The sequence below is a fragment of the Paraburkholderia antibiotica genome (assembly GCF_012927125.1).
GTDB classification, from domain to species: Bacteria; Pseudomonadota; Gammaproteobacteria; order Burkholderiales; family Burkholderiaceae; genus Paraburkholderia; species Paraburkholderia antibiotica.
This window is the reverse complement of record NZ_JABBFZ010000007.1, coordinates 47,982-70,517: the sequence shown is the minus strand read 5'-3', so window position 1 is coordinate 70,517 and position 22,536 is coordinate 47,982. Positions and strand designations below refer to the sequence as shown.

Sequence of the window (22,536 nt, the reverse complement as noted above, 5' to 3'; positions counted from 1 at the left end):
ATGAGTAACAACCTGCTAACCATCCGCAATCTCGCGGTCAACTTCAGCGGCCTGCCCGCGGTCGATCGCATCAATCTCGATGTCGCGCCGGGCGAAGTGCTGGGCGTGGTCGGCGAATCGGGCTCGGGCAAGAGTGTGACGATGATGGCGCTGATGGGCCTGATCGATGCGCCCGGCAAGGTCACCGCCGACGAAGTCACGTTCGACGGCAAGGACCTGCTGAACGCGTCGGCGAAACAGCGCCGCAAGATCATCGGCAAGGACATCGCGATGGTGTTCCAGGACGCGCTGACGAGCCTGAACCCGAGCTACACAGTCGGCTATCAGATCAGGGAAGTGTTGAAGCTGCACGAAGGGCTGCGCGGTTCGGCGCTCGACAAACGCGCGCTCGAACTGCTCGATCAGGTCGGCATTCCGGACGCGAAGAACCGTATCGGCGCGTTTCCGCACCAGATGTCGGGCGGCATGAACCAGCGCGTGATGATCGCGATGGCGATCGCCTGCAACCCGAAGCTGCTGATCGCCGACGAGCCGACCACCGCGCTCGACGTGACGATCCAGGCGCAGATCATGGAATTGCTGATGCGCCTGCAGAAGGAACGCGGGATGGCGCTCGTGCTGATTTCGCACGATCTGGCGGTGGTGTCGGAAGTCGCGCAGCGCGTCGCGGTGATGTACGCGGGCGAGGTGATCGAGACGAACAAGGTGCCGGATATTTTCGCGGCGCCGCATCATCCGTACACCGAAGCGCTGCTCGCGGCGATTCCCGAGCACAACGTGGGCGCGGTGCGGCTCGCGGCGTTGCCGGGCATGGTGCCGGGCCGCGACGACCGGCCGAAGGGATGTCTGTTTGCGCCGCGCTGCAAGTACGTGGTCGACGACTGCATGAAGGCGCGGCCGGCGCTCGCGCCGCTGCCGGGTCATGCGGAGTTCACGCGCGTGCGCTGCATCAAGCCGCTCAACGTCGACAAGGACGCCAACGTTCACACGCAAGGAGGCGCCCGATGAACGCCGTACCCGAAACCCGTCGCGAAGCTTGCGGCGGCGATCACGTGTTGGTCGCCGATAATCTCGCGCGCTACTACACGGTCAAACGCGGCATGTTCGCGCAGGGCACGGTGAAGGCGCTCAACGGCGTGTCGTTCGCGCTCGAACGCGGCAAGACGCTGGCGGTGGTCGGCGAGTCCGGCTGCGGCAAGTCCACGCTCGCGCGTCAGCTGACGATGATCGAAACGCCGAGCGCGGGCCGTCTGTTGATCGACGGCGAGGATGTGGCCGGCGCGAGTCACGAGAAAATCGCAGCGCTCAGGCGGCGCGTGCAGATGGTGTTCCAGAACCCGTTCGCGTCGCTCAATCCGCGCAAGACCGTCGAGCAGACGCTCGGCGAGCCGCTCGCGATCAACACGCCGATGAGCGCGACCGAGCGCGCCGAGCGGATCGCGCAGATGATGCGCACCGTGGGCTTGCGTCCCGAGCACGCGAAGCGCTATCCGCACATGTTCTCGGGCGGCCAGCGTCAGCGCGTGGCGATTGCGCGCGCGATGATCCTCGATCCGCAGATCGTGGTCGCCGACGAACCGGTGTCCGCGCTCGACGTGTCGATCCAGGCGCAGATCCTGAACCTGTTCATGGACCTGCAGGAGCAGTTCAAGACGAGCTACGTGTTCATCTCCCACAACCTGTCGGTGGTCGAGCACATCGCCGACGATGTGATGGTGATGTACTTCGGCGGCGTCGCTGAACTCGGCGACAAGCAGCGCATCTTCTCGAAGCCGCGCCATCCGTACACGCGCGCGCTGATGTCGGCGACGCCGTCGATCTTCGAGGCGGACCGCACGATCAAGATCAAGCTGCAGGGTGAGATGCCGTCGCCGCTGAATCCGCCGTCGGGCTGCACGTTTCATCAGCGCTGCCCGTATGTGATCGAGCGTTGCCGCAGCGAGGAACCGAAGCTGCGTGACGTGGATGGGCGGATGGTGTCGTGTCATCGCGCCGAAGAGGTGGGGGACGTGGATGCCTGATGGGGTGGCGGCGCGTCGTCTTGCGCGCCGCTTGCGTGAGGGCGGCCGCGCGGCCGTCTTCGCGCGGCGCTGCGGAGCGCGGGGGCCGACAGGCGCCGCGTTCCGCGGTGCATTTGCCGGCGGGTTCGCCGGTGTGTTGGCTTACTCGTTGCTCCCTACGTTGTTGCATGCGGTTTTTCGCGCTTTTTTCCGGACGTTTGTCCGCCGGGGCAAGCGCGCGCTTTTCCTCCAATTTCCTTCCGCATTTCCCCCCGCGTTTTTTCCCACGCTTTTTCCAGCGCTTTTTCCCGCATCACGTGCCGCGTTTTTCCGCATCGCCTGCGCGCTGTCGATGAGCGTGGCCGTACCCGGCATCGCGTACGCGGCTGGCGCTGCGGCCAATGCGCCGGGCCAGGCGGGCCGTCCATCGGTCACGGTGCCCGTTGCACCGCCGCCGCCGTCGATGGCGCCACCCGCGACGCCCGGCACCACCGCCAGCGGCCCGGTGCGCCAGCAGCCGGCGCGCATGCCGTTCTACGTCGCGACGCGCGGCACCACCACCCTTTACGTGCTCGGCACGCTGCACGTCGGCGACCCCGCCGACTATCCGGCGGGACAGCCGTTTCGTCCGTCTATTCTGGCCGCGCTAGCCGCCTCGCAGACGCTCGCGCTCGAGCTGTCGCCCGACGAACTGCTGGTGTCGCAGGACGACGTGTCGAAGTACGGCATTTGCAAGCACGACTGTCTACCCGGCCTGTTGCCCGATCCGCTCTGGCGCAAGCTCGCGCTGCGTCTGCGCGGCAATCCGGCCGCGCTCGACGCGATCAAGAAGATGCGGCCGTGGCTGGCCTCGCTGGTGGTCGAGACCTACGACTCGCTGTCCGCCGGATTGCAGACCGAGTACGGCACCGAAGCGCAATTGCAGAACGTGTATCTGAAGACGCGCGGCAAGATCGTCGGGCTGGAGACGCTCGCGCAGCAGATGCGCGCGTTCACCGGACTCTCGGCCGCGCAGCAGCGCGAGATGCTCGCGCAGGACCTGGTGCAGACGCCCGCGCAGAACGTCGAGGACGTGCGCACGCTGCATCGCTTGTGGCGGGTCGGCGATGCCGATGCGATCGCCGCGTGGCAAGCCGCGAAGTCGGAGAAGCTCGCGCGCGACAAACACGTGTCCGCGACGATCGACAACCGCATCGTCTACGAACGCAATCGCCGCTTCGTCACGAAGATGCTGCAGCTCGCCGCGCCGAACAAGCCGGTGTTCGTCGCGATCGGCGCACTGCATCTGGGCGGGCCGAAGGGCGTGCTGCAGCTGCTGCGGCAGCACGGCTTCGTGGTCGAGCCGGGTTGAGGCCCAGGTTGAGAATCGGGTGAGGGGCGGGTTGAAGCCCGGCCTGCGGCAGCTAACGCCGCAGGGTTCGGAAGGTCCGCTTAGAAGGTCTGCCAGTCGGCGTCGGAGGCCGATGCGAGCGCGGGTTCGAGCTTCGCGACCGGCGCCGCTTTGCTCACGCCGTTACGCTCGATAGCGGCAGGCGCCGCTGCCTTCGACGGCGCGAGATCGTGCGAGCTTGAGACTGCAACGGACGCCGCCGCGGGCCGTGCGGCGCGCATCGCGGGTAATGCCGGAGCGCGCGTCTTCGGCAACTGCGACGCCACGCTGCGCGCCGTCGCTTCACCGCTGCCCACCTTGAACGCCGACACCACCCCAGCGAGTTTCGCCGCCTGCTCTTCGAGCGATTGCGCGGCGGCCGCCGCTTCCTCGACGAGCGCCGCGTTCTGCTGCGTGACCTCATCCATCTGGTTGACCGCCTGATTGACCTGCTCGATGCCGCGGCTCTGTTCTTCCGACGCCGCCGCGATTTCACCGACGATGTCCGAGACCTGACGGATCACCGTCGTGACCTCGCCCATCACGGTGCTGACTTCGACCGCTTGCGTCGAGCCGGCCTGGATCATCGATACCGACGAACCGATCAGCTCCTTGATCTCCTTCGCCGCCGCCGCCGAGCGCTGCGCGAGGCTGCGCACCTCGCTCGCGACGACCGCGAAGCCGCGGCCCTGTTCGCCGGCGCGCGCGGCTTCGACCGCCGCGTTCAGCGCGAGGATGTTGGTCTGGAACGCGATGCCCTCGATCACCCCGGTGATCTCCGAAATCTTGCTCGAACTGCCGCTGATCCGGCCGATCGTGGCGGCCATCGCCTGCACCGCGTCGTTGCCGGTCGCGGCCATGCTGGCGGCGTTGGTGGCGAGCGTGTTCGCCTGGCGGGCGTTGTCGGCGTTGTGCTTCACCGTTTCGGTGAGCTGCGTCATGCTCGCGGCGGTCTGTTCGAGCGACGCGGCCTGTTCCTCGGTGCGCGCGGACAGATCGAGATTGCCGGCGGCGATTTCGCGCGTCGCGGTGCTGACCGAATCGGTCGATGCCCGCACGATCACGATGTTTTCCTCGATCCGACGCAGCAGCGCATCGAACGCGACGGCGCCGCGGCCGAACTCGTCCATGCGTGGGCTGGCTGCGCGGCGCGACACGTCGAGCGTGTCGGCGATCTCCTGAAACTTCTTGCGCTGCCGGATCAGGCCGCCGCAGACGATCTTATGCAGATGGAACCCGCCGTATAGCGCAATCGCGCAGCCGAGCCACGCCACCGCGACCAGTGCAGTGAACAGCGGCCGTGCCGCCGCGTCCGCGCTCAACTGCGACAAACCGACGACGCCCGCGAGGCCGGTGAAAAAGGTCAGCGCGACGCAGCTGCCGAATATCGCCAGGATCCGGACCCTGATCGTGAGATGGGACTTCTGCACTTCGCCTCCGTTTTTATGAACTATGCATAACCCGTGTTCTGGAACGAGAACTTCAAAGGTTCAGCCCGGGAGTACGGCAGATTCGTCGCTTTCTGAAGGGCGGCGGGAGGTTTTCCTGAGGATGGGGTTTCGGTTGCTTACGGGGGAGGGCGTCCGTGCGGCGGGTGGATTCATCGTACGGCCGCGTCGGAAAATCTGGCGGACGTTGGATTTCTCGGAATAGTCCTGTTGGTTTTGCATCCTCGCTTTGATAGCTTGTTTGAGAGTTATTTTTAATCAAGCGGGAGTGACGAGAGTGGCGCAGGACATTTTTATCAAGATCAGCGGTATCGATGGCGAATCGCAGGACGCGGCGCATCTGAATGAAATCGAAGTGATCGGATGGCGCTGGCAGGTCGAACAGCAAGCGGCGATGCGGACGGGCTCGGGCCGAGAGCAATGAAAAAGGCACTGATCTGTGTTGCACTCGCGCTACTGATGACGATACCCGTCGGAGTCGGGATTGCCCACATCCCATGGGTTTATCAATGGTTTGGAAGCGGTGCGGGTTACGAGTTTTATTCCCCGCTTTTCGATGCTCTGGGCGCGGACGGTACTGAAGAGAACTCGGAGATCATTGTCGGATCGCTGTACCTTCTCGGGTTCGTCGTCTCGCTCGTGTTCGTTGTTATCGGCTGGGCGATCGTTGGCCGTTTGCGTCGTCGGCGCAGGTGGGAGTCGCGATGATGCAATCGCCGATAAAAAGGATATCGATTTGCTTCGCGCTTGCTCTGGTGATGACGTTACCCGTCGGATTCGGGATCGCCCGGCTGGGTGCCTATGAATGGCTCGACAGCGACGCGGGCTTTCGCCTCTTGCGACCGCTTTTCGACGCGTTCGATGCGCACGGTTGTGAAGGCTACTCGGATGTCATTGTCGGGACGTTGCTCGTCGTTAGCTTCGTGCTGTCGCTCGTGTTCGTCGTCGCCGGCTGGGCGATCGTCAGACGTTCGCGTCGTAAGCGCCGATCTACGGTTGAGTCGCGATGATGAAGCCGTTAATAAAAAAGACTCTGACCTGCCTCGCGCTCACATTACCTCTGACACTGCTCGTCGCAATCGGGATTACAGGCCTTCAATGCGTCAACGAATGGCTTGACCGCGGAGACGGCTATGACTTCTTCAAACCGCTTTTCAAAACATTCGGTGCGTTCGGCAGTGAAGGTCACTCGGACGTCATCTTTGGAACGCTATATATCGTCAGCTTCTTCGTGTCGCTGGTGTTCGTCGTCGTCGCGTGGTCGATCGCCAGCTACTGGCGCCGCAAGCGTCACTCTTGAGTCGACGTCCACGTCGATCTCGCCAGCCTCCGCCGAACGAGGCGCTGCGCGTCACCACCAGCGCCTCCTCCACAACACCACCCCGCCAAAAACCCGCTACAAAAACATCAGGAAATTCAGCAGGAAGATGTTGATCACCAGCATCGTCAGCGCTGTCGGTATCTGCACCTTGATCACCGCGTTCTTGTCGGGCAACTCCAGCAGCGCGGCCGGCACCATGTTGAAGTTCGCGGCCATCGGCGTCATCAGCGTGCCGCAGTAGCCGGAGAACATGCCGATCGCGGCCATCACCGCCGGGTTGCCGTGAAACACGCCGACCAGAATCGGCACGCCGACGCCGCCCGTCATCACCGGAAACGCGGCGAAGCCGTTGCCCATCACCATCGTGAACAGCGCCATGCCGATGCAGTAGACGGCCACCGCGACGAAGCGGTAGTCGAGGCTGATGTACGACGTGGTCACGTGCGCGACCGCCTTGCCGACGCCCGCGTCGGAGAACACGAGGCCGAGCATGCCGAGCATCTGCGGCAGCACCGCCGCCCACGACAGCGCATCGACGAGCCGGCGCGCTTCCTTCATCGACTGCCCGACGGTGTCGCGCGTGATCACGCAGGCGATCGCCAGCGCGATCACGCAGCCGAGGCCAAAGCCGATCAGCGTCACGTTGGCCTTGTCGAAGAGCGGCACGCCGCCGAACACGAGATGGCTGGCCGCGAGCGTGACGATCACGGTGACGACCGGAATCGTCAGCGCGGGCACGAACAGCCTGTTGCCGAGGCGCGTGGCGCTCGCCTTGCGCGCCTCCGGCGATAGCGTCTTCGGCTTGCCCGCGGTAACGCCGCCAAAGCCCGCGATCAGCGCCATCGCGATCACCGCGACGCCGACCACCGCCGGCGGCAGCCAGTCGCCGATCAGGAAAATGAGCGCGTACAGGATCCAGAAGCCGCCCGCGGTGAAACGGCGCGGATGTTCGCGATCGATGACGATCATGCCGCCGACAATCAGCAGCACGATGCCGAGCAGCCAGAACAGGTAGGTGATCGTGAAAGTCATGCTTCGTCTCCGGTGGTACGCGTGGCCGAAGAGGGGGTCGCCGGCGGTGGGGCGTCCGCCGCGTTGCCGCGCAATTCGCGTTCGAGCCGGCGATCGAGCAGCCAGAGCCGGAAGCCGTGCACGATGAACGCGCTGACCGCGGTCGGAATCCCCCACATCGCGACGCGCAGCGGCTCGACGACGATGCCCGCTTCCTTCAGGAAGGTCGTCATCAGCACGATCGCGCCGAACGCGACGAACACGTCCTCGCCGAAGAACAGACCGACGTTGTCGGTCGCGGCGGAGAATGCGCGCAGCCGGAAGCGCACTGCGTCGCCGATCTTGCCGAAGCGGTTTTCGGTGGCGCCCTCGGCCATCGGCGCGATCAGCGGACGCACCATCTGCGGATGGCCGCCGAGTCCGGTCAGCCCGGCCGCGGCGGTCAGCTCGCGCACCAGCAGATAGACGATCAGCAGCCGCCCGGCGGTAGCCGCCTTGATGCCGCTGATCCACGCCTGCGCGCGCTCGCGCAGCCCATGCCGTTCGAGCAGGCCGATCACGGCGAGCGGCAGCAGGATGATCAGCGGGATGTTGCGCGTCTTGATGAAGCCGGTGCCGATCAGCGCGAGGATTTTTTCGGGTGGGAAATGCGCGGCGAGACCGGTGACGATCGCGGCGACGGCCACGATCAGCATCGGATTGAAGCGCAAGAGAAAGCCGACGATGATGACGGCCACACCAATGAGCGGCCATAGACTGACGGTTGTCTGCATCAGGATCTCCATGAAGTTTCGACTTCGCCGCGCGTGGCGGCTGGGCGTGACCGGCGCGCGGGATACGTGCGCCGGCTTGCTGCCGCGGCTCTGCGGCCGCGTTGAACTCTCTGTACCTGCCTGCACGACGTTTCTGCATGACGCAGGCCGCTGCCTTCGCGGTTTGCCGCCGGCACCGCGAAGATGCCGTCGCTGGCAAACGCCCCGCGTGGGAGCGGGGCGTGGAATCGGTGATGCGCGGCTCTGTGGGGCGAGCCGCAGGGTCGGGGCTGATGGCGGTGTCGCGAGCGCTCAGACGCTCAACGCTTAGCCGCCTGGCCGTCTAGATGCGACCGACCCTCAAACATCCGGATGCTCAAACGCGCACCGCGCTCGCCGCATGCACGTCGATCCCTGCGGCATCGAGCGCGCCGCGGATGCGCCGCGCGAACGCGAGCGCATGCGGGCCGTCGCCGTGCAGACAGATGGTCTGCGCGTTCAGCGGCACCCATTGACCGTCGACGGACTTCACGCGCTGCTCGCGGATCATCGCGAGCGTGCGCGCGAGCACTTCGTCCTCGTCGTCGAGCAGCGCGCCCGGCTCCTTGCGCGGCACAAGCGAGCCGTCCGCGCGATAGCCACGGTCGGCGAACACTTCCTCGATCGCGACGAGGCCCGCGTTGCGCGCGGCTGTGACGAGTCCGCTGTTGGCGAGCGCGAACACCGCCACGGACGGGTCGAAGTCATGCACCGCCGAGACGATCGCATCGGCGATCTTCGCGTCGCGCGCGGCCTGGTTGTACAACGCGCCGTGCGGCTTCACGTGCGCGATGCGCCCGCCCTCGGCCTGCGCGATCGCCGACAGCGCGCCGAGCTGATACAGCACGCCCGCGTAAATTTCGCCCACCGGCAGGTCCATCTCCTTGCGGCCGAAATTCTCGGGATCGTTGAAGCTCGGATGCGCGCCGATCGAGACGCCTTTCTGCACCGCCCAGCGCACGCAGTCGCGCATCGCGTTCGGGCCGCCCGCATGCCAGCCGCACGCGATGTTGGCCGAACTCACGAGGTCGAGCAGCGCTTCGTCGGTGCCGCAACCTTCACCCAGATCGGCGTTCAGATCGATTTCCATGGTGATTCCTCTACTCAGTTTTCCTGCGCCACGAGCGCCGCCTGGCGCGCGCATCGCTCTTCATGCATCGCGATCGCGGCATCGATCTGCCGCAGATACGCGCGTTCTTCCAGCAAAGCCTGGCGCGCCTCGTAGGGCGACGTCGGGATAAAACGGACGGCCGCGTTCAGGCGCACCTGGGCCAGTTTCCACAGATCGGCCTGGATCACCACGCCGATCTTCGGATAGCCGCCGGTGGTCTGCGCGTCGCTCATCAGCACGATCGGCTGGCCGTTCGGCGGCACCTGGATCGTGCCGGGCAAGACAGCATGCGACAGCAGATCGGTCCTGTGTGTGCGCTTCAGTTCGGTGCCGGCGAGGCGGTAGCCCATCCGGTTGCTGTTCGGCGTGACGAGCCATTCGTCGGACCAGAACGACTGCTGCGCGTCCGGGGTGAAGCTGTCGTATTCGGGGCCTTGCAGCACGCGGATCGGAATCGCCCACGGCACGCCCGACGGATGCCGGCCGCGCCGCAACGGCTCGTGGACCAGCACGAACTTGCACCAGGCGGGCGCCTTCACCCCGAACTCGGGCGCCTCCGGCGTGAAGCCGACGTGGCCGCGCTGCGGCGGCGCGCCGACCGGCAGGCGGTCGCCGTCGTTCAGCGCGCGCCCGCCGAGTCCGCCGAAATGGCCGGCGAGGTCGGTGCTGCGCGAGCCGAGCACCGGCAACACGTCGATGCCGCCGGCCACGCACACGTAGCCGCGCATGCCGCGCTTCGCCGCGTTCAGCACCAGCTCCTGGCCGGCCTGCACGGGCAGGCTCCACCATGAATAGACCGGTTTGCCGTCGAGCGTCGCGCCGAATTCGGTGCCAGTGATCGCGACCCGCGTCGCGCGCAGAAAGCGCAGCACGGTCGGGCCGAACGTAATTTCGAGGCCGGCCGCGTCGGGCCGGTTGCCCACCAGCCGGTTGCCGACTTCGAGCGACAGCCGGTCGAGCGCTCCGCCCATCGCGACGCCGAGATGCCGATGGCCGTGGCGGCCGAGGTCCTGGATCGTGGTCTGCAGACCCGCGCGAATCACGTCGATCATGCGTGCATCCCCGCGATCGTGAAGCGCACCCGGTCGCCGGGCTGCAGCAGGGTGGGCGGCCGGCGCACCGGGTCGAACAGCGGCACGTCGGTGCGGCCGATCAGTTGCCAGCCGCCCGGCGACACCGCCGGATAAATGCCGGTCTGTTCGCCGCCGATGCCGACCGAGCCCGCCGCCACTTCGAGCCGCGGCGACGCGCGCCGCGGTGCGTGCAGCGCGGCTTCGAGCCCGCCCATGTAGGCGAAGCCCGGCTGGAAGCCGAGAAAGAACACCACGTAGTCGCCGCCCGCATGACGCTCGACGACCTCGCGCGCGGTGAGGCCCGTATGCTCGGCGACCGCCTGCAGATCGAGGCCGAATTCGCCGCCGTACTGCACCGGAATCTCGACCTCGCGGCCGGGGGCGGTGTCTTCATCCGCCGCGTTCCAGGCCGCCAGCAACTGCTCGCCGAGCGCGTCGGCGTCGGTGTCGAGCGGATCGAACACGAGCGTCAGGTTGTTCATGCCGGGCACGACCTCGAGCACCTGCGGCCAGTCGCGCGCGGCCAGGGCGGCGGCCCACACGCGCCGCTGGCACTCCAGCGTGGCGGGCGACGGCGCGGCGCACACGAGTGCGGTATCGCCGAGCGGAAAGATTCGTGGTTGGCTCATGGCTGGACGGCCCGGATCGAGTCGGAAGAGGGGACGGACCGTGCGGCATGGGCGCGCAGGTCCGGCACGGAGTCGAGGCTGGTGAGGCTGGTTGGAGCGAACATTATCAATAAAATGTCGATGATTTATCAATAAGTCTTTTTCCGGATCGTCGGCGGCGAGGGCGCGTCGTACACTTGCCGCACTTTCCACCCCAATCTTTCAGCACACTGCGTGCGGGAACCTCGTATGACGCGTCATCCCACCAAGATCGTTTCGTCGGAACATCTGGTCTCCGAGACCAGCGCGGAACTGTCCGAGCTGGAGTACGCGCTGATCATGGCGGGCAACGCGTTCAACCGCTGGATGGTGCGCTGCATGTCGGCCGCCGGCGACAAGGACATGACCGCGATCGAGGTGTCGCTGCTGCACCACGTGACCCACCGCGAGCGTCGCAAGAAGCTCGCGGACATCTGCTTCGTGCTGAACATCGAGGACACGCACGTCGCTACCTATGCGCTGAAGAAGCTCGTAGCTAGAGGGTATGTAAAAAGCGAAAAGATCGGCAAGGAAGTGTTCTTTTCGGCGACCGCCGCGGGCCGCGCGCTGTGCCTGAAATATCGCGAGGTGCGCGAGAGCTGTCTGATCTCGACGCTGCAGGAAAGCGGCTTGACCAATCAGCAGATCGGCGAGGCCGCGCAGCTGATGCGCAATGCCTCGGGGCTTTACGACACGGCGGCGCGCGCGGCGGCGTCGCTGTGACGGGCGTTGCAAGGGTGTTGCTGTGAGGGTGGCGTTGCGCGGGGCGCGCTAAAGTTGGTTGCTAACTCGGATCGTGCCGCGGGGCCCGCTCCGGCAGCCCCGGATGAAACCCCGCCTCGGTGACGATCAGATCGAGCGGAATGTCGTGCGCCTCGCGCTGAAGCGCGTCGGTGCGGCACGCTTCATACGCGATGCCGACCGTGATCGGCCGCTGGGCCGCCGGCCAACCGGCCAGCGTGCGGTCGTAGTAGCCGCCGCCGTAGCCGAGGCGATAGCCGTCGGCATCGAAACCGACGCACGGCACGAACAGCAGCTCGGGCACCACGACGCGGCCGGAGGTCGGCTCGGCAATCCGGTGATGACCGATGCGCATCGCGGTCTCAGGCGTCCACGCATGGAACTCGAGCGGCGTGCCGCGCTCTCTGATGATGGGCAGACTGGCTTCGCGATGCGCGTCGGCGGCGAGCCAGATCGACACCGCGCCGCGCGCGTCGAACTCGCCCGCGAGCGGCCAGTAGAACCCCACGCTGCCCACCGCATAGTGCTTCAGCGCATCGAGCACGCGACGCCCGAGCGCGGCATTCTTCGCCGGCTCGGAAGCCGCTTGCAGCCGGGCTTCCAGTAGTCTTTGACGCAACGCCTTTTTCGTTATCGGGATAGGGTTGCATGCTATGCTTGGGTCCAATTCGCGCTCCAGAAACAACGATGTCAAAACGCCTTTTTCGAGTATATCGCGCAGCCGGTATCGCGCTGGCCGCAGCGGCGCTCGTCGCGTGCAGCACCGCTTCGGCCGTCAAACCTGTCCCGCTCTCGCAACTCACCAACGCGAACGACGACCAGATCTTCGTCCAGCTTCGCGAGGCCGCGCGCACCAATGACGCGGCGCGCGCGGCCCAGCTCGCGAGCATGATTCCGAACTATCCGGCGCCGTCGTATCTGGAGTATTTCCAGATCAAGCCGCAGCTGTTCGATTCGGGCGGCCATGCGCGCGTCGACGCGCCGGACGCGCCGGTGCTCGCGTTCCTGCAGAAGTACGACGGCCAGGCGATCGCCGACCGCATGCGCAACGACTACCTGACCGTGCTCGGCACGCGTCACGACTGGCGCAACTTCGATCAGCAGTACGCGAAGTTCGTGCTCGACGACGACACCCAGGTCAAGTGCTACGCGCTCGAATCGCGCGCGTCGCGCGGCGAGAACGTCGCGGATGCGGCGCGTGGGCTGCTGGTCGATCCGAAGTGGTACGGCGACGGCTGCGTCGATCTGATCACGGTGCTCGGCGTGAACCGCCAGTTCAGCACCGACGACCTCTGGCGGCAGATCCGCCTCGCGTACGAACAGAACTACACGAGCACCGGCAGCAAGCTGGTCGATGCGCTCGGCGATCAGGCGCCCGATCCGGTGCTGTTCGGCCAGGCGGTCAATACGCCGCCGCTGCTGCTCGCGCGCGGCGTCGGCGCCGATCCGCAATCGCATCAACTGGCGCTGCTCGCGATCACGCGCATGGCGCGCAACGATCCGGCCATGGCGGCGGCCACGTTCGCGTCGGTGGCGCCGTCGCTGAATTCGCCGGAGCGCGCAATCGGCTGGGGCACGATCGGCTATCAGGGCGCGCTCAAGCAGATGCCGGCCGCGGTCGACTGGTTCCGGCTGTCGGCGAACGCGCCGCTGTCGAACCCGGCGTATGAATGGCGCACCCGCAGCGCACTGCTCGCCGGCGACTGGAACATGGTGCGCTGGTCGATCGAGCAGATGCCCGACGGACTGCGCAAGCAGCCGTCGTGGGTGTACTGGCACGCACGCGCGCTCAAGCAGGCGGGCGACGTCGACACGGCCAACCAGGAATTCCAGTCGATCGCGTCGAACTTCAACTTCTACGGCCAGCTCGCCGCGGAAGAACTCGGCCAGAAGATCACCGTGCCGCCGAAAACCACGGTCACCGACGCCGAAGTGCAGCAGGCCGGCAACACGCCCGGCTTCGATCTCGCGCAGCGTTTCTACGCGCTGAATCTGCGGCTCGAAGGCAATCGCGAATGGAACTGGCCGCTGCGGCAGATGACCGACCGGCAACTGCTCGCGGCCGCCGAGTACGCGCGTCGCATCCAGATGTACGACCGCACGGTCAACACCGCGGATCGCACGAAGAGCGAGCACGATTTCTCGCTGCGCTATCTGTCGCCGTTCCGCGATATCGTCGAGCGCGACGCGCAGTCGAGCGGGCTCGACATCGAGTGGGCGTACGGGCTGATCCGCCAGGAGTCGCGCTTCATCATCAACGCGCGTTCCGAAGTCGGCGCGGGCGGCTTGATGCAGCTGATGCCGGCCACCGCGCAGCTGGTCGCGAAGAAGATCGGTCTCGGCCCAGTGTCGCGCGAGCAGATGAACGACATCAACACCAACATCCTGCTCGGCACCAACTACCTGGCGATGATCTACAATCAGTTCGACGGGTCCGCCGTGCTGGCCACCGCTGGCTACAACGCAGGTCCGGGCCGTCCGCGCAACTGGCGGCAGTCGTTGCAACGTCCGGTTGAAGGCGCGATCTTCGCCGAGGCGATTCCGTTTCAGGAAACCCGCGACTACGTCAAGAATGTGTTGTCCAACACGGTCTACTACGCGGCATTGTTCGAAGGCCGTCCGCAATCGCTGAAGGCGCGTCTGGGTTACATCGCACCGTAAGCGCCGTGCCGCCGCGTGCCTTGAGCCTACCAGGCTCCAAGGCCGCGGCGCGTCTCGTCAGCCGTTGCCGCGGCTTCCATCAGGGAGTCGAAAATGCGACATCAAGCCATCGCGATCATCGGCGGCTCCGGCTTCATCGGCAGCTACCTCGTCAACGCGCTTGTCGAGCTGGGCAAGGACGTGCGCATCGCCACCCGGCGCCGCTATAACGCGCGTCATCTCACCATGCTGCCGATCGACGTCGTCGAAGCCGACGTGTTCGATCCGGTGCAGCTTGCGCGCTTCGTCGAAGGCGCCGATTGCGTGATCAACCTCGTCGGCGTGCTCAATAGCAAACGCGGCAAGCCGTATGGCGAAGCGTTCGCGCATGCGCACGTCGAACTGCCCACGCGCATCGTCGCCGCGTGCGAAGGCAAGGGCGTGCATCGGCTGATTCATCTGAGCGCGCTCGGCGCCGATTCGAACGGGCCGAGCATGTACTCACGCTCGAAAGGCGACGGTGAGAAGGCCGTGCACGGCGCGAGCGTCGCGTGGACGATCTTCCGGCCGTCCGTCGTATTCGGCCCCGAAGACGAGTTCCTCAACAAGTTCGCATTCCTGCAACGCGTGTTTCCGGCCATTCCGCTTGCGATGCCCGACGCGCAGTTCCAGCCGGTGTATGTCGGCGATGTCGCGAAGGCGATCGTCAACGTGCTCGATCTCGATGCCGCCACCGGCCATACCTACGAACTCGGCGGCCCGACCGTCTACACGCTCGAAGACCTCGTGTCGTATTGCGGCGACGTGATCGGCAAGCATGCGCGCATCATCCGCCTGCCCGAACCGCTCGCGCGCCTGCAGGCGCTCAGCTTCGAAATGGCGCCCGGCGAACCGGTGATTTCGCGCGACAATCTCGATTCGATGAAGGTCGCCAACATCCTGAGCGGACCGCTCGCGCCCGAACTCGGCCTCGAGCCGACCAGCATCGAAGCGATCGTGCCGACGTATCTGACCGGGGCGTCCAAAGGGTCGCGTCTCGACACCTTCCGCGCCAGCGCCGGCCGCTGAAGCATTCTCTTTCCACTCATTTTCCTATCCCGCATGAAGCTGCTCATTGGTGACAAGAATTACTCGTCCTGGTCGATGCGTCCGTGGCTGCTGTTCACGCATTTCGGCATTCCGTTCGACGAAGTGTTGATCCAGCTGAACCAGCCGGACACTAACGCGAAGATCCGCGCACAGGTGCCGCGCGGGCCGGGCAAGGTGCCTTGCCTGATCGACGCTGCGGGCCAACCGGTCTGGGATTCGCTGGCGATCGCCGAAACGCTCGCCGAGCGTTTCCCGCAGCACGCGCTGTGGCCGCGCGATGCGGCGGCGCGCGCACACGCGCGTAGCGTCAGCGCGGAGATGCATTCGGGCTTCGGCGAACTGCGCTCGAACATGTGGATGAACATTCGCGCGTCGTTCGCGGGCAAGAACGCGACGCCGGGCGCGCTCGCCGACATCGCGCGGATCGAGGCGATCTGGAGCGACTGCTTGCAAAGCTACGGCGGCCCGTTCCTGTTCGGCGAGTTCGGCATTGCCGACGCGATGTACGCGCCGGTCGCGATGCGTTTCAACACGTGGAAACCGGCGCTCTCGGAGACCGCCGCCGCGTACGTCGAGCGGCTTACCGCGTTGCCCGCGGTCCAGGCGTGGATCGACGCTGCTCACAAGGAAACGCACGCGATTCCCTATCAAGACGAATGCCCATGAATATCTATGCAGTAGGCGGTGCGGTGCGCGACGAGCTGCTCGGCGTGCCGGTGCAGGATCGCGATTACGTGGTGGTCGGCGCGACGCCGGAGCAGATGGTCGCGCAGGGTTATCGGCCGGTGGGCAAGGACTTCCCGGTGTTTCTGCATCCGCAGACGCACGAGGAATACGCGCTCGCGCGCACCGAGCGCAAGACCGCGGCCGGCTATCACGGCTTCCAGTTTTTCTATGCGCCTGACGTCACGCTCGAGGAAGACCTCGCGCGCCGCGATCTGACCATCAACGCGATGGCGCGCGAAGTGCGTCCGGGCGGCGAGCTGACCGGCCCGGTCATCGATCCGTTCAACGGTCAGGCCGATCTGCAGGCGCGCCTGTTTCGCCACGTCAGCGATGCGTTCCTGGAAGACCCGGTGCGAATTCTGCGCATCGCGCGTTTCGCGGCGCGTTTCGTCGATTTCACGGTCGCGCCGGAAACGATGGCGCTGATGTGCAAGATGGTCGCCGACGGGGAAGTCGATGCGCTGGTCGCCGAACGTGTGTGGCAGGAGGTGTCGCGTGGCTTGATGGAGAAGAAGCCGTCGCGGATGTTCGAAGTGCTGCGCGAATGCGGCGCGCTCGCGCGGATTCTGCCGGAGATCGACGCGCTGTTCGGCGTGCCGCAGCGCGCCGACTATCACCCGGAGGTCGATACCGGCATCCACGTGATGATGGTGGTCGACCATGCCGCGCAGCAGGGCTACACGCTGCCGGTCCGTTTCGCCGCGCTCACGCACGACCTCGGCAAGGCGACCACGCCCGAAGACATCCTGCCGCGTCACCTCGGCCACGAGGGCCGCAGTGTCGATCTGCTCAAGCCGTTGTGCGAACGGCTGCGCGTGCCGAACGAGTGCCGCGACCTCGCGGTGTTGGTCGCGCGCGAGCACGGCAATATTCATCGCGTGATGGAAACGGGTGCGGCCGCGCTGGTGCGCCTGTTCGAGCGCAGCGACGCGATCCGCAAGCCGGCGCGTTTCGCCGAAGCGCTGCAGGCCTGCGAATCCGATGCGCGCGGGCGGCTGGGCTTCGAGATGAACGAGTATCGCCAGGCGGAGCGCTTGAGGGTGGCCTTGGTCGCCGCGCGCGGCGTGGATGCGGGCGCGGTCGCAAAGCGTCTCGCCGATGCGCCGGCCGGCATCAAGGACGCCGTGCATCAGGAGCGCGTGCGCGCGGTGGAAGCGGTGCTCGCCTAGTGCGGCGCTGTGGCGGTGTCGCGGCAGTGCGCGGGCGTTGTCTACAGCGCCCGCGCCAGCAGCGACAACAGCATCGACAGCACCAGCGTCGACATAAATGGAAACGGATACTCGCGGCCGAACAGGCGTAGGGTCACGTCCCCAGGCATCCGGCCGATGCCGAGCTTCCTCAGCCACGGCCAGCACGAGGACAGCACCGCGACGGCAATGAAGGTGGTCAGCAGCCAGCGAATCATCGCGAGTCCTTGCGCTCCGGCGGAGCAAAAATCACAGCGTATGCGAGCGGTCGCCGCTCGAAAACGCGCGCAGCGTATCGTCGAGCCCGCGCGAAAAAGCGATCACCTTGAACAGCTCGCCCATTTCCGCCTCGGACAGCAGCTTCTGCACCGCATTCGCGGCCGGCAGGAAACGCGCGGTGTCGGTGGGATCGATTTCGCCGAGCGCTTCGGTGATGCCCGCGTTCAACAGAAAGCGCGCCTGCGACGTGAAGCCGAGCAGATCCGCGCCGGCTTCGGTACCCGCCTCGGCGATGCCGGTGAATTCGACGTGCGCGGTGATGTCCTGCAAGCCTGGATACAGAAACGGATCGCCATGCGCGCGATGCCGGTAATGGCACATCAGCGTGCCCTGCGCGCGCTGTGCGTGGTAGTACTCGTGACGCGGAAAGCCATAGTCGAGCAGGAAAATCGCGCCGCGCGCGAGCATCGTGCAGATCGTGCGCGTGAAGGCCATCGCGGCTTCGTGCGTTTCGGTCAGGTACTCGTCGCCCGCGCCGGTTTCGCGGGTCGCGTCGATCTCGGTCAGCAGCGCGAGGTCCGAGGCTGCGGTGACCGGCCGGTCGTCGAATGCGAAAGCGCCGTCGCGCCACACCACGCCGCGCTCGCGCCAGGCACCGCCGCTGTGCGCGAACAGGCGCACGGGCATCGCGTCGAGCACCTCGTTGCCGATCACGACACCCTCGAAGCGCTCCGGCAACGCGTCGAGCCAACGCACTTTGGCCAGCAGCGCGGGCGCGGCCGCCGCGATCGTGTCGCGTTGCCGCTCGCGCAGTTCGCCCGACAGATCGACGATCGAATAGCTGCCGAACTCGGCGCCGAGCGCATCGAGCGCGGTGAGCAGGCCTGCCGCGAGCTTGCCGGTGCCGGCGCCGAATTCCATCACGTCGCGTGTGCCGCTCGCCTGCAACGCTTCGGCCACTGGGCGCGCGAGCGTCGCGGCAAAGAGCGGCGACAGTTCCGGCGCGGTGACGAAGTCGCTGCCGTCGTCGCCGCGCAGACCGAATTTGCGCGCACCGCCGCTGTAATAGCCGAGCCCCGGTGCGTATAGCGCGCGTTCCATGTAGCGGTCGAACGGCAACCAGCCGCCGGCCGCGTCCAGCTGCGCGCGGAGCTGCGCAACCAGCGCGTCAGACTGTTCGAGCGCGCTCGGGCCGGGAGCAGGTAAACTATCGGGTTGGTGAGCTTTCGGATTCATCCCCGCATTGTAAATGACCGTCTCCTCGGACAACGCTGCCCGCGCGGCCGAAGCGGCGCCTGCCGCCCGGCCTGAAGCCTCCCGCACCGTGCTGATTACCGGCGGCGCGCGTCGTATCGGACGCGCGCTCGCGCTCGGTTTTGCCGCGCGCGGCTGGGACGTGGCCGTGCACTACGGCGCATCGCGCGAGGAAGCCGACGAAGTGGTCGCGCAAATCGCCGCCATGGGCCGCCGCGCGGTCGCGCTGCATGCCGAACTGGGCGACGAGGCGCAGGTCGCGCGGCTGCTGCCGGACTGCACCGCGGCGCTTGGGCGGCCGTCGTGCATCGTCAACAACGCGTCGCGCTTCGAGGAAGACACGGCGCGCGACGTCGGCTACGAGCTGCTGCTGAAGCTGACCGCGATGAACGTCGGCGCGCCGCTGGTGCTCGCGCGCATGCTGTACGAGGCGACGCCGGACGCGGCGCTGAGCGACGAAAGCCAGCGCGGCGTCGTCATCAATGTGCTGGACCAGAAGCTGTACAACATGAACCCGGACTATCTGTCGTACACGCTGTCGAAGGCGGCGCTGCAGACCGCGACGGTCGCGCTCGCTCAGGCGCTCGCGCCGAAGCTCCGGGTGGTCGGGCTCGCGCCCGGTCTGACGATGCAATCGGGCGACCAGACCCGGGACGGGTTTGCGACCGCTCACCGAATGACGCCTCTGGGCCGTGCGTCGCGGCCGGAGGATATCGTCGCCGCCGCGCTGTATCTCGCGGATGCAGGCGGCGTCACCGGAACGACGCTGGTGGTCGACGGCGGGCAGCATCTCGTGCCGCTGCCGCGCGACGTAATGTTTTTGACGGGCGCCTGACACGCGCGCGCGGCCGGCCTCGCCGAGGCCCCCGCCGTGCATGACGAAGCGCCCACTTGCGTGCAAAGCACGCTTTTTTGACTGGAACGAACATGTTTGCCGCTCTTTCGCATCCCCGGCTCGCCGATTGCCGCCGGCTCTTTCTGCGCAATTACGAAGTGCACATCAACATCGGCGTGCACGATTTCGAAAAGCGCGGCGAACAGCGCGTCGTGATCAACGTCGAACTGTTCGTGCCGCTCGCGCTGTCCACGCCGGTGCATGACAAGCTCAACGAAGTCGTCGACTACGACTTCATGCGCTCGACGATCGCGCAGCGCGTCGCGCAAGGCCATATCCATCTGCAGGAAACGCTGTGCGACGACCTCGTGCGCACCATGCTCGAACATCCGCAGGTGCGCGGCGCGCGCGTGTCGACCGAGAAGCCGGACGTCTATCCGGACTGCGACGCGGTCGGCGTCGAAGTCTTCCGCATCAAGGAGGATTGAGCGATGAACGCGCCGGACATGCTGAATCAGACCGCCGAAGCGGCCGAAGCCACCGAGGCCGCCGAAGCCACGGGGGCCGCCCGCGTGCATAAATCCCCGCTCACGCGCCGCGAGCAGAAGGAAGCGTACGAGAACAACAAGCTGTTCAAGCGCCTCGCGCGCCAGGTCGGCCAGGCGATCGGCGACTACAACATGATCGAGGACGGCGACAAGGTGATGGTGTGCCTGTCGGGCGGCAAAGACAGTTACGCGATGCTCGAGATCCTGATGCGGCTGCGCGAGCGCGCGCCGATCAACTTCGAGATCGTCGCGGTGAACCTCGACCAGAAGCAGCCGGGCTTCCCCGAGCACGTGCTGCCCGAGTACCTGAAGCAGCTCGACATCCCGTTTCATATCGAGAATCAGGATACCTACAGCATCGTCAAGCGGCTCGTGCCGGAGGGCAAGACCACCTGCTCGCTGTGCTCGCGGCTGCGTCGCGGCATCCTGTATCGCGTCGCGGGCGAACTCGGCGCGACCAAGATCGCGCTCGGCCACCATCGCGACGACATCCTGCAAACGCTGCTGCTGAACATGTTCTACGGCGGCAAGTTGAAGGGCATGCCGCCGAAGCTGCAATCGGACGACGGCAAGAACATCGTGATCCGCCCGCTCGCGTACGTGAAGGAAACCGATCTGGAGAAATACGCTGAGTTGCGCGAATTCCCGATCATTCCGTGCAATCTGTGCGGTAGCCAACCGAACCTGAAGCGCGCGGAAATGAAGGCGCTGATCCGCGACTGGGAGAAGCGCTTCCCGGGTCGTATCGAGAACATGTTCAACGCGTTGTCCAACGTGGTGCCGTCGCATCTGATGGATCACCAGCTGTTCCCGTTCGCGGCGCTGCGCGCGAGCGGCGAGGCCGATCCGAACGGCGACATCGCGTTCGACGAGGAGCCGTGCTCGACCGGCGCCGACGAAGGCGCGCCGCTGAACGGCGCGAAGACCATTTCGCTGGTCCAGTTCGACGACCTCTGACACGTTTTCCGCGCTTACGAAAAGTGCCTGTTCAGCAGGCATTCCGGCGTTTTTACGCTGGTTTCGAACCCCTGCCAGGGCCGCGTCAGCGGCCTTTTTCGCAGGTGCAGCATGATAGAATCGTCGGCTCCAAACTCGTCTGATTGCCGACGCCATGAACATCGTGATTTTGGCGGCAGGCACCGGCAAGCGCATGCGGTCCGCGCTTCCCAAGGTGCTCCATCCCCTGGCCGGCCGGCCGCTCCTCGCTCATGTCATCGATACCGCTCGCGCGCTGAAGCCCGCGCGCCTGATTGTCGTGATCGGCTACGGCGCCGAAGCCGTGCGCGAAGCTGTTGCGGCGCCCGACCTTCAATTCGCGGTGCAGGAGCAGCAGCTCGGCACCGGCCACGCGGTGCAGCAGGCGCTACCGCTGCTCGATCCTTCGTTGCCCACGCTGGTGCTGTACGGCGACGTGCCGCTCACGCGCGCGCAGACGCTGCACGCGCTGACCGAACGCGCGGGCCAGGACGGCTACGGCGTGCTCACCGTCACGCTCGATGACCCGAGCGGTTACGGGCGCATCGTGCGCGATTCGCACGGCAAGGTGCAGCGCATCGTCGAGCAGAAGGACGCGAGCCCCGAGCAGTTGAAGATCGCCGAAATCAACACCGGCATCATCGTTGCGCCGACGGCACGCCTCGCCGGCTGGCTCGCGGCGCTGAAAAACGACAACGCGCAAGGCGAGTTCTATCTGACCGACGCGGTCGAGATGGCGATCGAAGCCGGCCTCGAAGTCGTCACCACGCAGCCCGACGACGAGTGGGAAACGCTCGGTGTGAACAGCAAGCAGCAGCTCGCCGAACTCGAACGGATCCATCAGGGCAACGTCGCCGACACGCTGCTGGTGGCGGGCGTGACGCTCGCCGATCCGGCGCGTATCGACGTGCGCGGCACGCTCGAATGCGGCCGCGACGTGTCGATCGACGTGAACTGCGTGTTCGAGGGCCGCGTCACGCTGGCCGATAACGTCACGATCGGGCCGAACTGCGTGATCCGCAATGCGACGATCGGCGCGGGCACGCGGGTCGACGCGTTTACGCACATCGAAGGTGCAGAGGTCGGCGCGAAGGTCGTTCTGGGTCCGTATGCGCGCTTGCGCACAGGCGCGGCGCTGCAAGACGAGTCTCATGTCGGTAACTTCGTCGAGATCAAGAACGCGGTGCTCGGTCATGGCTCGAAAGCCAACCACCTCACCTACATCGGCGACGCGGACATCGGCGCGCGCGTGAACATCGGCGCGGGCACGATCACCTGCAACTACGACGGCGCCAACAAATTCCGCACCGTGATCGAAGACGACGTATTCGTCGGCTCGGACACGCAACTGGTCGCGCCGGTGCGCGTAGCGCGCGGCGCGACGATCGCGGCGGGCACGACCGTCTGGAAAGACGTCGGCGCCGATGCGCTGGTGCTGAACGACAAGACTCAAACGAGCAAAACGGGCTATGTGCGCCCGGTCAAAAAGAAAAGCTGAGGGATACGGCGCGCCCATGAGGCGCGCTCACTGAATCCGGCTCTGAAAAGGAA

At 66.0% G+C, this 22,536-nt stretch carries 25 protein-coding genes; 16 read left to right on the top strand and 9 right to left on the bottom strand.

What is annotated here, in order from left to right:
• Genes HHL14_RS14375 through HHL14_RS14365 form a run of 3 tightly spaced genes read left to right on the top strand, consistent with a single transcriptional unit; the run spans position 1 to position 3,351 of the window.
• The gene (locus HHL14_RS14375) at positions 1-1,008 is read left to right on the top strand and encodes an ABC transporter ATP-binding protein (RefSeq protein ID WP_169498284.1); all 1,008 of its coding nucleotides are present in this window, start codon (positions 1-3) and stop codon (positions 1,006-1,008) included.
• Positions 1,005-2,021 carry a peptide ABC transporter ATP-binding protein gene (locus HHL14_RS14370; protein WP_169498283.1) on the top strand — a complete coding sequence of 339 codons (1,017 nt, stop codon included), beginning with the start codon at positions 1,005-1,007 and terminating at the stop codon, positions 2,019-2,021. Before HHL14_RS14375 ends, HHL14_RS14370 begins: the two co-directional genes overlap by 4 nt.
• Entirely contained in the window at positions 2,014-3,351 is a 1,338-nt protein-coding gene (locus tag HHL14_RS14365; protein ID WP_230413047.1) for a TraB/GumN family protein, read from the top strand. The genes HHL14_RS14370 and HHL14_RS14365 overlap by 8 nt, the downstream gene beginning before the upstream one ends.
• Positions 3,352-3,431: 80 nt before the next feature.
• Here HHL14_RS14365 and HHL14_RS14360 read toward each other — a convergent pair whose 3' ends face one another.
• Entirely contained in the window at positions 3,432-4,799 is a 1,368-nt protein-coding gene (locus HHL14_RS14360; protein WP_169498281.1) for a methyl-accepting chemotaxis protein, read from the bottom strand.
• 295 nt (positions 4,800-5,094) lie between these two features.
• Here HHL14_RS14360 and HHL14_RS14355 point away from each other — a divergent pair, with 295 nt between their 5' ends.
• The 4 genes from HHL14_RS14355 to HHL14_RS14340 are packed head-to-tail and all read left to right on the top strand — an operon-like array spanning position 5,095 to position 6,117.
• Positions 5,095-5,241 carry a type VI secretion system tube protein Hcp gene (locus HHL14_RS14355; protein ID WP_169498280.1) on the top strand — a complete coding sequence of 49 codons (147 nt, stop codon included), beginning with the start codon at positions 5,095-5,097 and terminating at the stop codon, positions 5,239-5,241.
• The gene (locus tag HHL14_RS14350; protein ID WP_169498279.1) at positions 5,238-5,525 is read left to right on the top strand and encodes a hypothetical protein; all 288 of its coding nucleotides are present in this window, start codon (positions 5,238-5,240) and stop codon (positions 5,523-5,525) included. Before HHL14_RS14355 ends, HHL14_RS14350 begins: the two co-directional genes overlap by 4 nt.
• Entirely contained in the window at positions 5,522-5,827 is a 306-nt protein-coding gene (locus tag HHL14_RS14345) for a hypothetical protein (RefSeq protein ID WP_169498278.1), read from the top strand. The genes HHL14_RS14350 and HHL14_RS14345 overlap by 4 nt, the downstream gene beginning before the upstream one ends.
• A complete protein-coding gene (locus HHL14_RS14340; RefSeq protein ID WP_169498277.1) occupies positions 5,824-6,117 on the top strand; it encodes a hypothetical protein in 294 nt (97 codons plus the stop codon). Before HHL14_RS14345 ends, HHL14_RS14340 begins: the two co-directional genes overlap by 4 nt.
• A gap of 96 nt (positions 6,118-6,213) precedes the next feature.
• On the opposite strand, the gene HHL14_RS14335 is transcribed toward HHL14_RS14340, so the two are convergent.
• The 5 genes from HHL14_RS14335 to pxpB all read right to left on the bottom strand — a co-directional run bounded on the left by HHL14_RS14335 (position 6,214) and on the right by pxpB (position 10,753).
• Positions 6,214-7,170, bottom strand: a complete 957-nt coding sequence (locus HHL14_RS14335) for a DUF979 domain-containing protein (RefSeq protein ID WP_169498276.1) — start codon at positions 7,168-7,170, stop codon at positions 6,214-6,216.
• Entirely contained in the window at positions 7,167-7,922 is a 756-nt protein-coding gene (locus HHL14_RS14330; RefSeq protein ID WP_169498275.1) for a DUF969 domain-containing protein, read from the bottom strand. The genes HHL14_RS14335 and HHL14_RS14330 overlap by 4 nt, the downstream gene beginning before the upstream one ends.
• A gap of 355 nt (positions 7,923-8,277) precedes the next feature.
• Positions 8,278-9,030, bottom strand: a complete 753-nt coding sequence (pxpA, locus tag HHL14_RS14325; RefSeq protein ID WP_169498274.1) for a 5-oxoprolinase subunit PxpA — start codon at positions 9,028-9,030, stop codon at positions 8,278-8,280.
• 14 nt (positions 9,031-9,044) lie between these two features.
• Positions 9,045-10,103, bottom strand: coding sequence for a 5-oxoprolinase subunit C family protein (locus HHL14_RS14320; protein WP_169498273.1), 1,059 nt, complete (start codon positions 10,101-10,103; stop codon positions 9,045-9,047).
• On the bottom strand, positions 10,100-10,753 hold the full coding sequence (gene pxpB / locus HHL14_RS14315) for a 5-oxoprolinase subunit PxpB (protein WP_169498272.1): 654 nt from the start codon (positions 10,751-10,753) through the stop codon (positions 10,100-10,102). The genes HHL14_RS14320 and pxpB overlap by 4 nt, the downstream gene beginning before the upstream one ends.
• A gap of 228 nt (positions 10,754-10,981) precedes the next feature.
• On the opposite strand from pxpB, the gene HHL14_RS14310 reads away from it, so the two are divergent.
• Positions 10,982-11,494 (top strand): winged helix DNA-binding protein, encoded by a 513-nt coding sequence (locus HHL14_RS14310; protein WP_169498271.1) that lies wholly within the window; start codon positions 10,982-10,984, stop codon positions 11,492-11,494.
• A 61-nt stretch (positions 11,495-11,555) separates the two neighbouring features.
• Here the strand turns inward: HHL14_RS14310 and HHL14_RS14305 are convergent, their stop codons facing one another.
• Positions 11,556-12,179, bottom strand: coding sequence for a 5-formyltetrahydrofolate cyclo-ligase (locus HHL14_RS14305; protein ID WP_230413046.1), 624 nt, complete (start codon positions 12,177-12,179; stop codon positions 11,556-11,558).
• Positions 12,180-12,199: 20 nt separating this feature from the next.
• Here HHL14_RS14305 and HHL14_RS14300 point away from each other — a divergent pair, with 20 nt between their 5' ends.
• From HHL14_RS14300 to HHL14_RS14285, 4 genes are all read left to right on the top strand, one after another.
• Complete coding sequence (locus HHL14_RS14300; RefSeq protein ID WP_169498270.1) at positions 12,200-14,173, top strand: lytic transglycosylase domain-containing protein; 1,974 nt, start codon at positions 12,200-12,202, stop codon at positions 14,171-14,173.
• A 93-nt stretch (positions 14,174-14,266) separates the two neighbouring features.
• Positions 14,267-15,220 carry a complex I NDUFA9 subunit family protein gene (locus HHL14_RS14295; RefSeq protein WP_169498269.1) on the top strand — a complete coding sequence of 318 codons (954 nt, stop codon included), beginning with the start codon at positions 14,267-14,269 and terminating at the stop codon, positions 15,218-15,220.
• Between the two features lie 33 nt (positions 15,221-15,253).
• The gene (locus HHL14_RS14290) at positions 15,254-15,907 is read left to right on the top strand and encodes a glutathione S-transferase family protein (RefSeq protein WP_169498268.1); all 654 of its coding nucleotides are present in this window, start codon (positions 15,254-15,256) and stop codon (positions 15,905-15,907) included.
• Positions 15,904-17,136 (top strand): multifunctional CCA addition/repair protein, encoded by a 1,233-nt coding sequence (locus tag HHL14_RS14285; protein ID WP_169498267.1) that lies wholly within the window; start codon positions 15,904-15,906, stop codon positions 17,134-17,136. Before HHL14_RS14290 ends, HHL14_RS14285 begins: the two co-directional genes overlap by 4 nt.
• A gap of 41 nt (positions 17,137-17,177) precedes the next feature.
• Here HHL14_RS14285 and HHL14_RS14280 read toward each other — a convergent pair whose 3' ends face one another.
• Together HHL14_RS14280 and HHL14_RS14275 are read right to left on the bottom strand one after the other, a co-directional pair.
• Positions 17,178-17,372 carry a DUF2905 domain-containing protein gene (locus HHL14_RS14280; protein WP_167047497.1) on the bottom strand — a complete coding sequence of 65 codons (195 nt, stop codon included), beginning with the start codon at positions 17,370-17,372 and terminating at the stop codon, positions 17,178-17,180.
• A gap of 31 nt (positions 17,373-17,403) precedes the next feature.
• Positions 17,404-18,609, bottom strand: coding sequence for a class I SAM-dependent methyltransferase (locus tag HHL14_RS14275; protein WP_169498266.1), 1,206 nt, complete (start codon positions 18,607-18,609; stop codon positions 17,404-17,406).
• 13 nt (positions 18,610-18,622) lie between these two features.
• On the opposite strand from HHL14_RS14275, the gene HHL14_RS14270 reads away from it, so the two are divergent.
• The 4 genes from HHL14_RS14270 to glmU all read left to right on the top strand — a co-directional run bounded on the left by HHL14_RS14270 (position 18,623) and on the right by glmU (position 22,483).
• Entirely contained in the window at positions 18,623-19,462 is an 840-nt protein-coding gene (locus HHL14_RS14270) for an SDR family oxidoreductase (RefSeq protein ID WP_169498265.1), read from the top strand.
• Positions 19,463-19,554: 92 nt separating this feature from the next.
• The gene (locus HHL14_RS14265; RefSeq protein ID WP_169498264.1) at positions 19,555-19,950 is read left to right on the top strand and encodes a dihydroneopterin aldolase; all 396 of its coding nucleotides are present in this window, start codon (positions 19,555-19,557) and stop codon (positions 19,948-19,950) included.
• Positions 19,951-19,953: 3 nt separating this feature from the next.
• Positions 19,954-20,967 (top strand): tRNA 2-thiocytidine(32) synthetase TtcA, encoded by a 1,014-nt coding sequence (gene ttcA / locus HHL14_RS14260; protein ID WP_169498263.1) that lies wholly within the window; start codon positions 19,954-19,956, stop codon positions 20,965-20,967.
• A 154-nt stretch (positions 20,968-21,121) separates the two neighbouring features.
• Positions 21,122-22,483: a bifunctional UDP-N-acetylglucosamine diphosphorylase/glucosamine-1-phosphate N-acetyltransferase GlmU gene (gene glmU / locus HHL14_RS14255; RefSeq protein WP_169498262.1), complete on the top strand. Its 1,362-nt coding sequence runs from the start codon at positions 21,122-21,124 to the stop codon at positions 22,481-22,483.
• Positions 22,484-22,536: the final 53 nt, after the last annotated feature.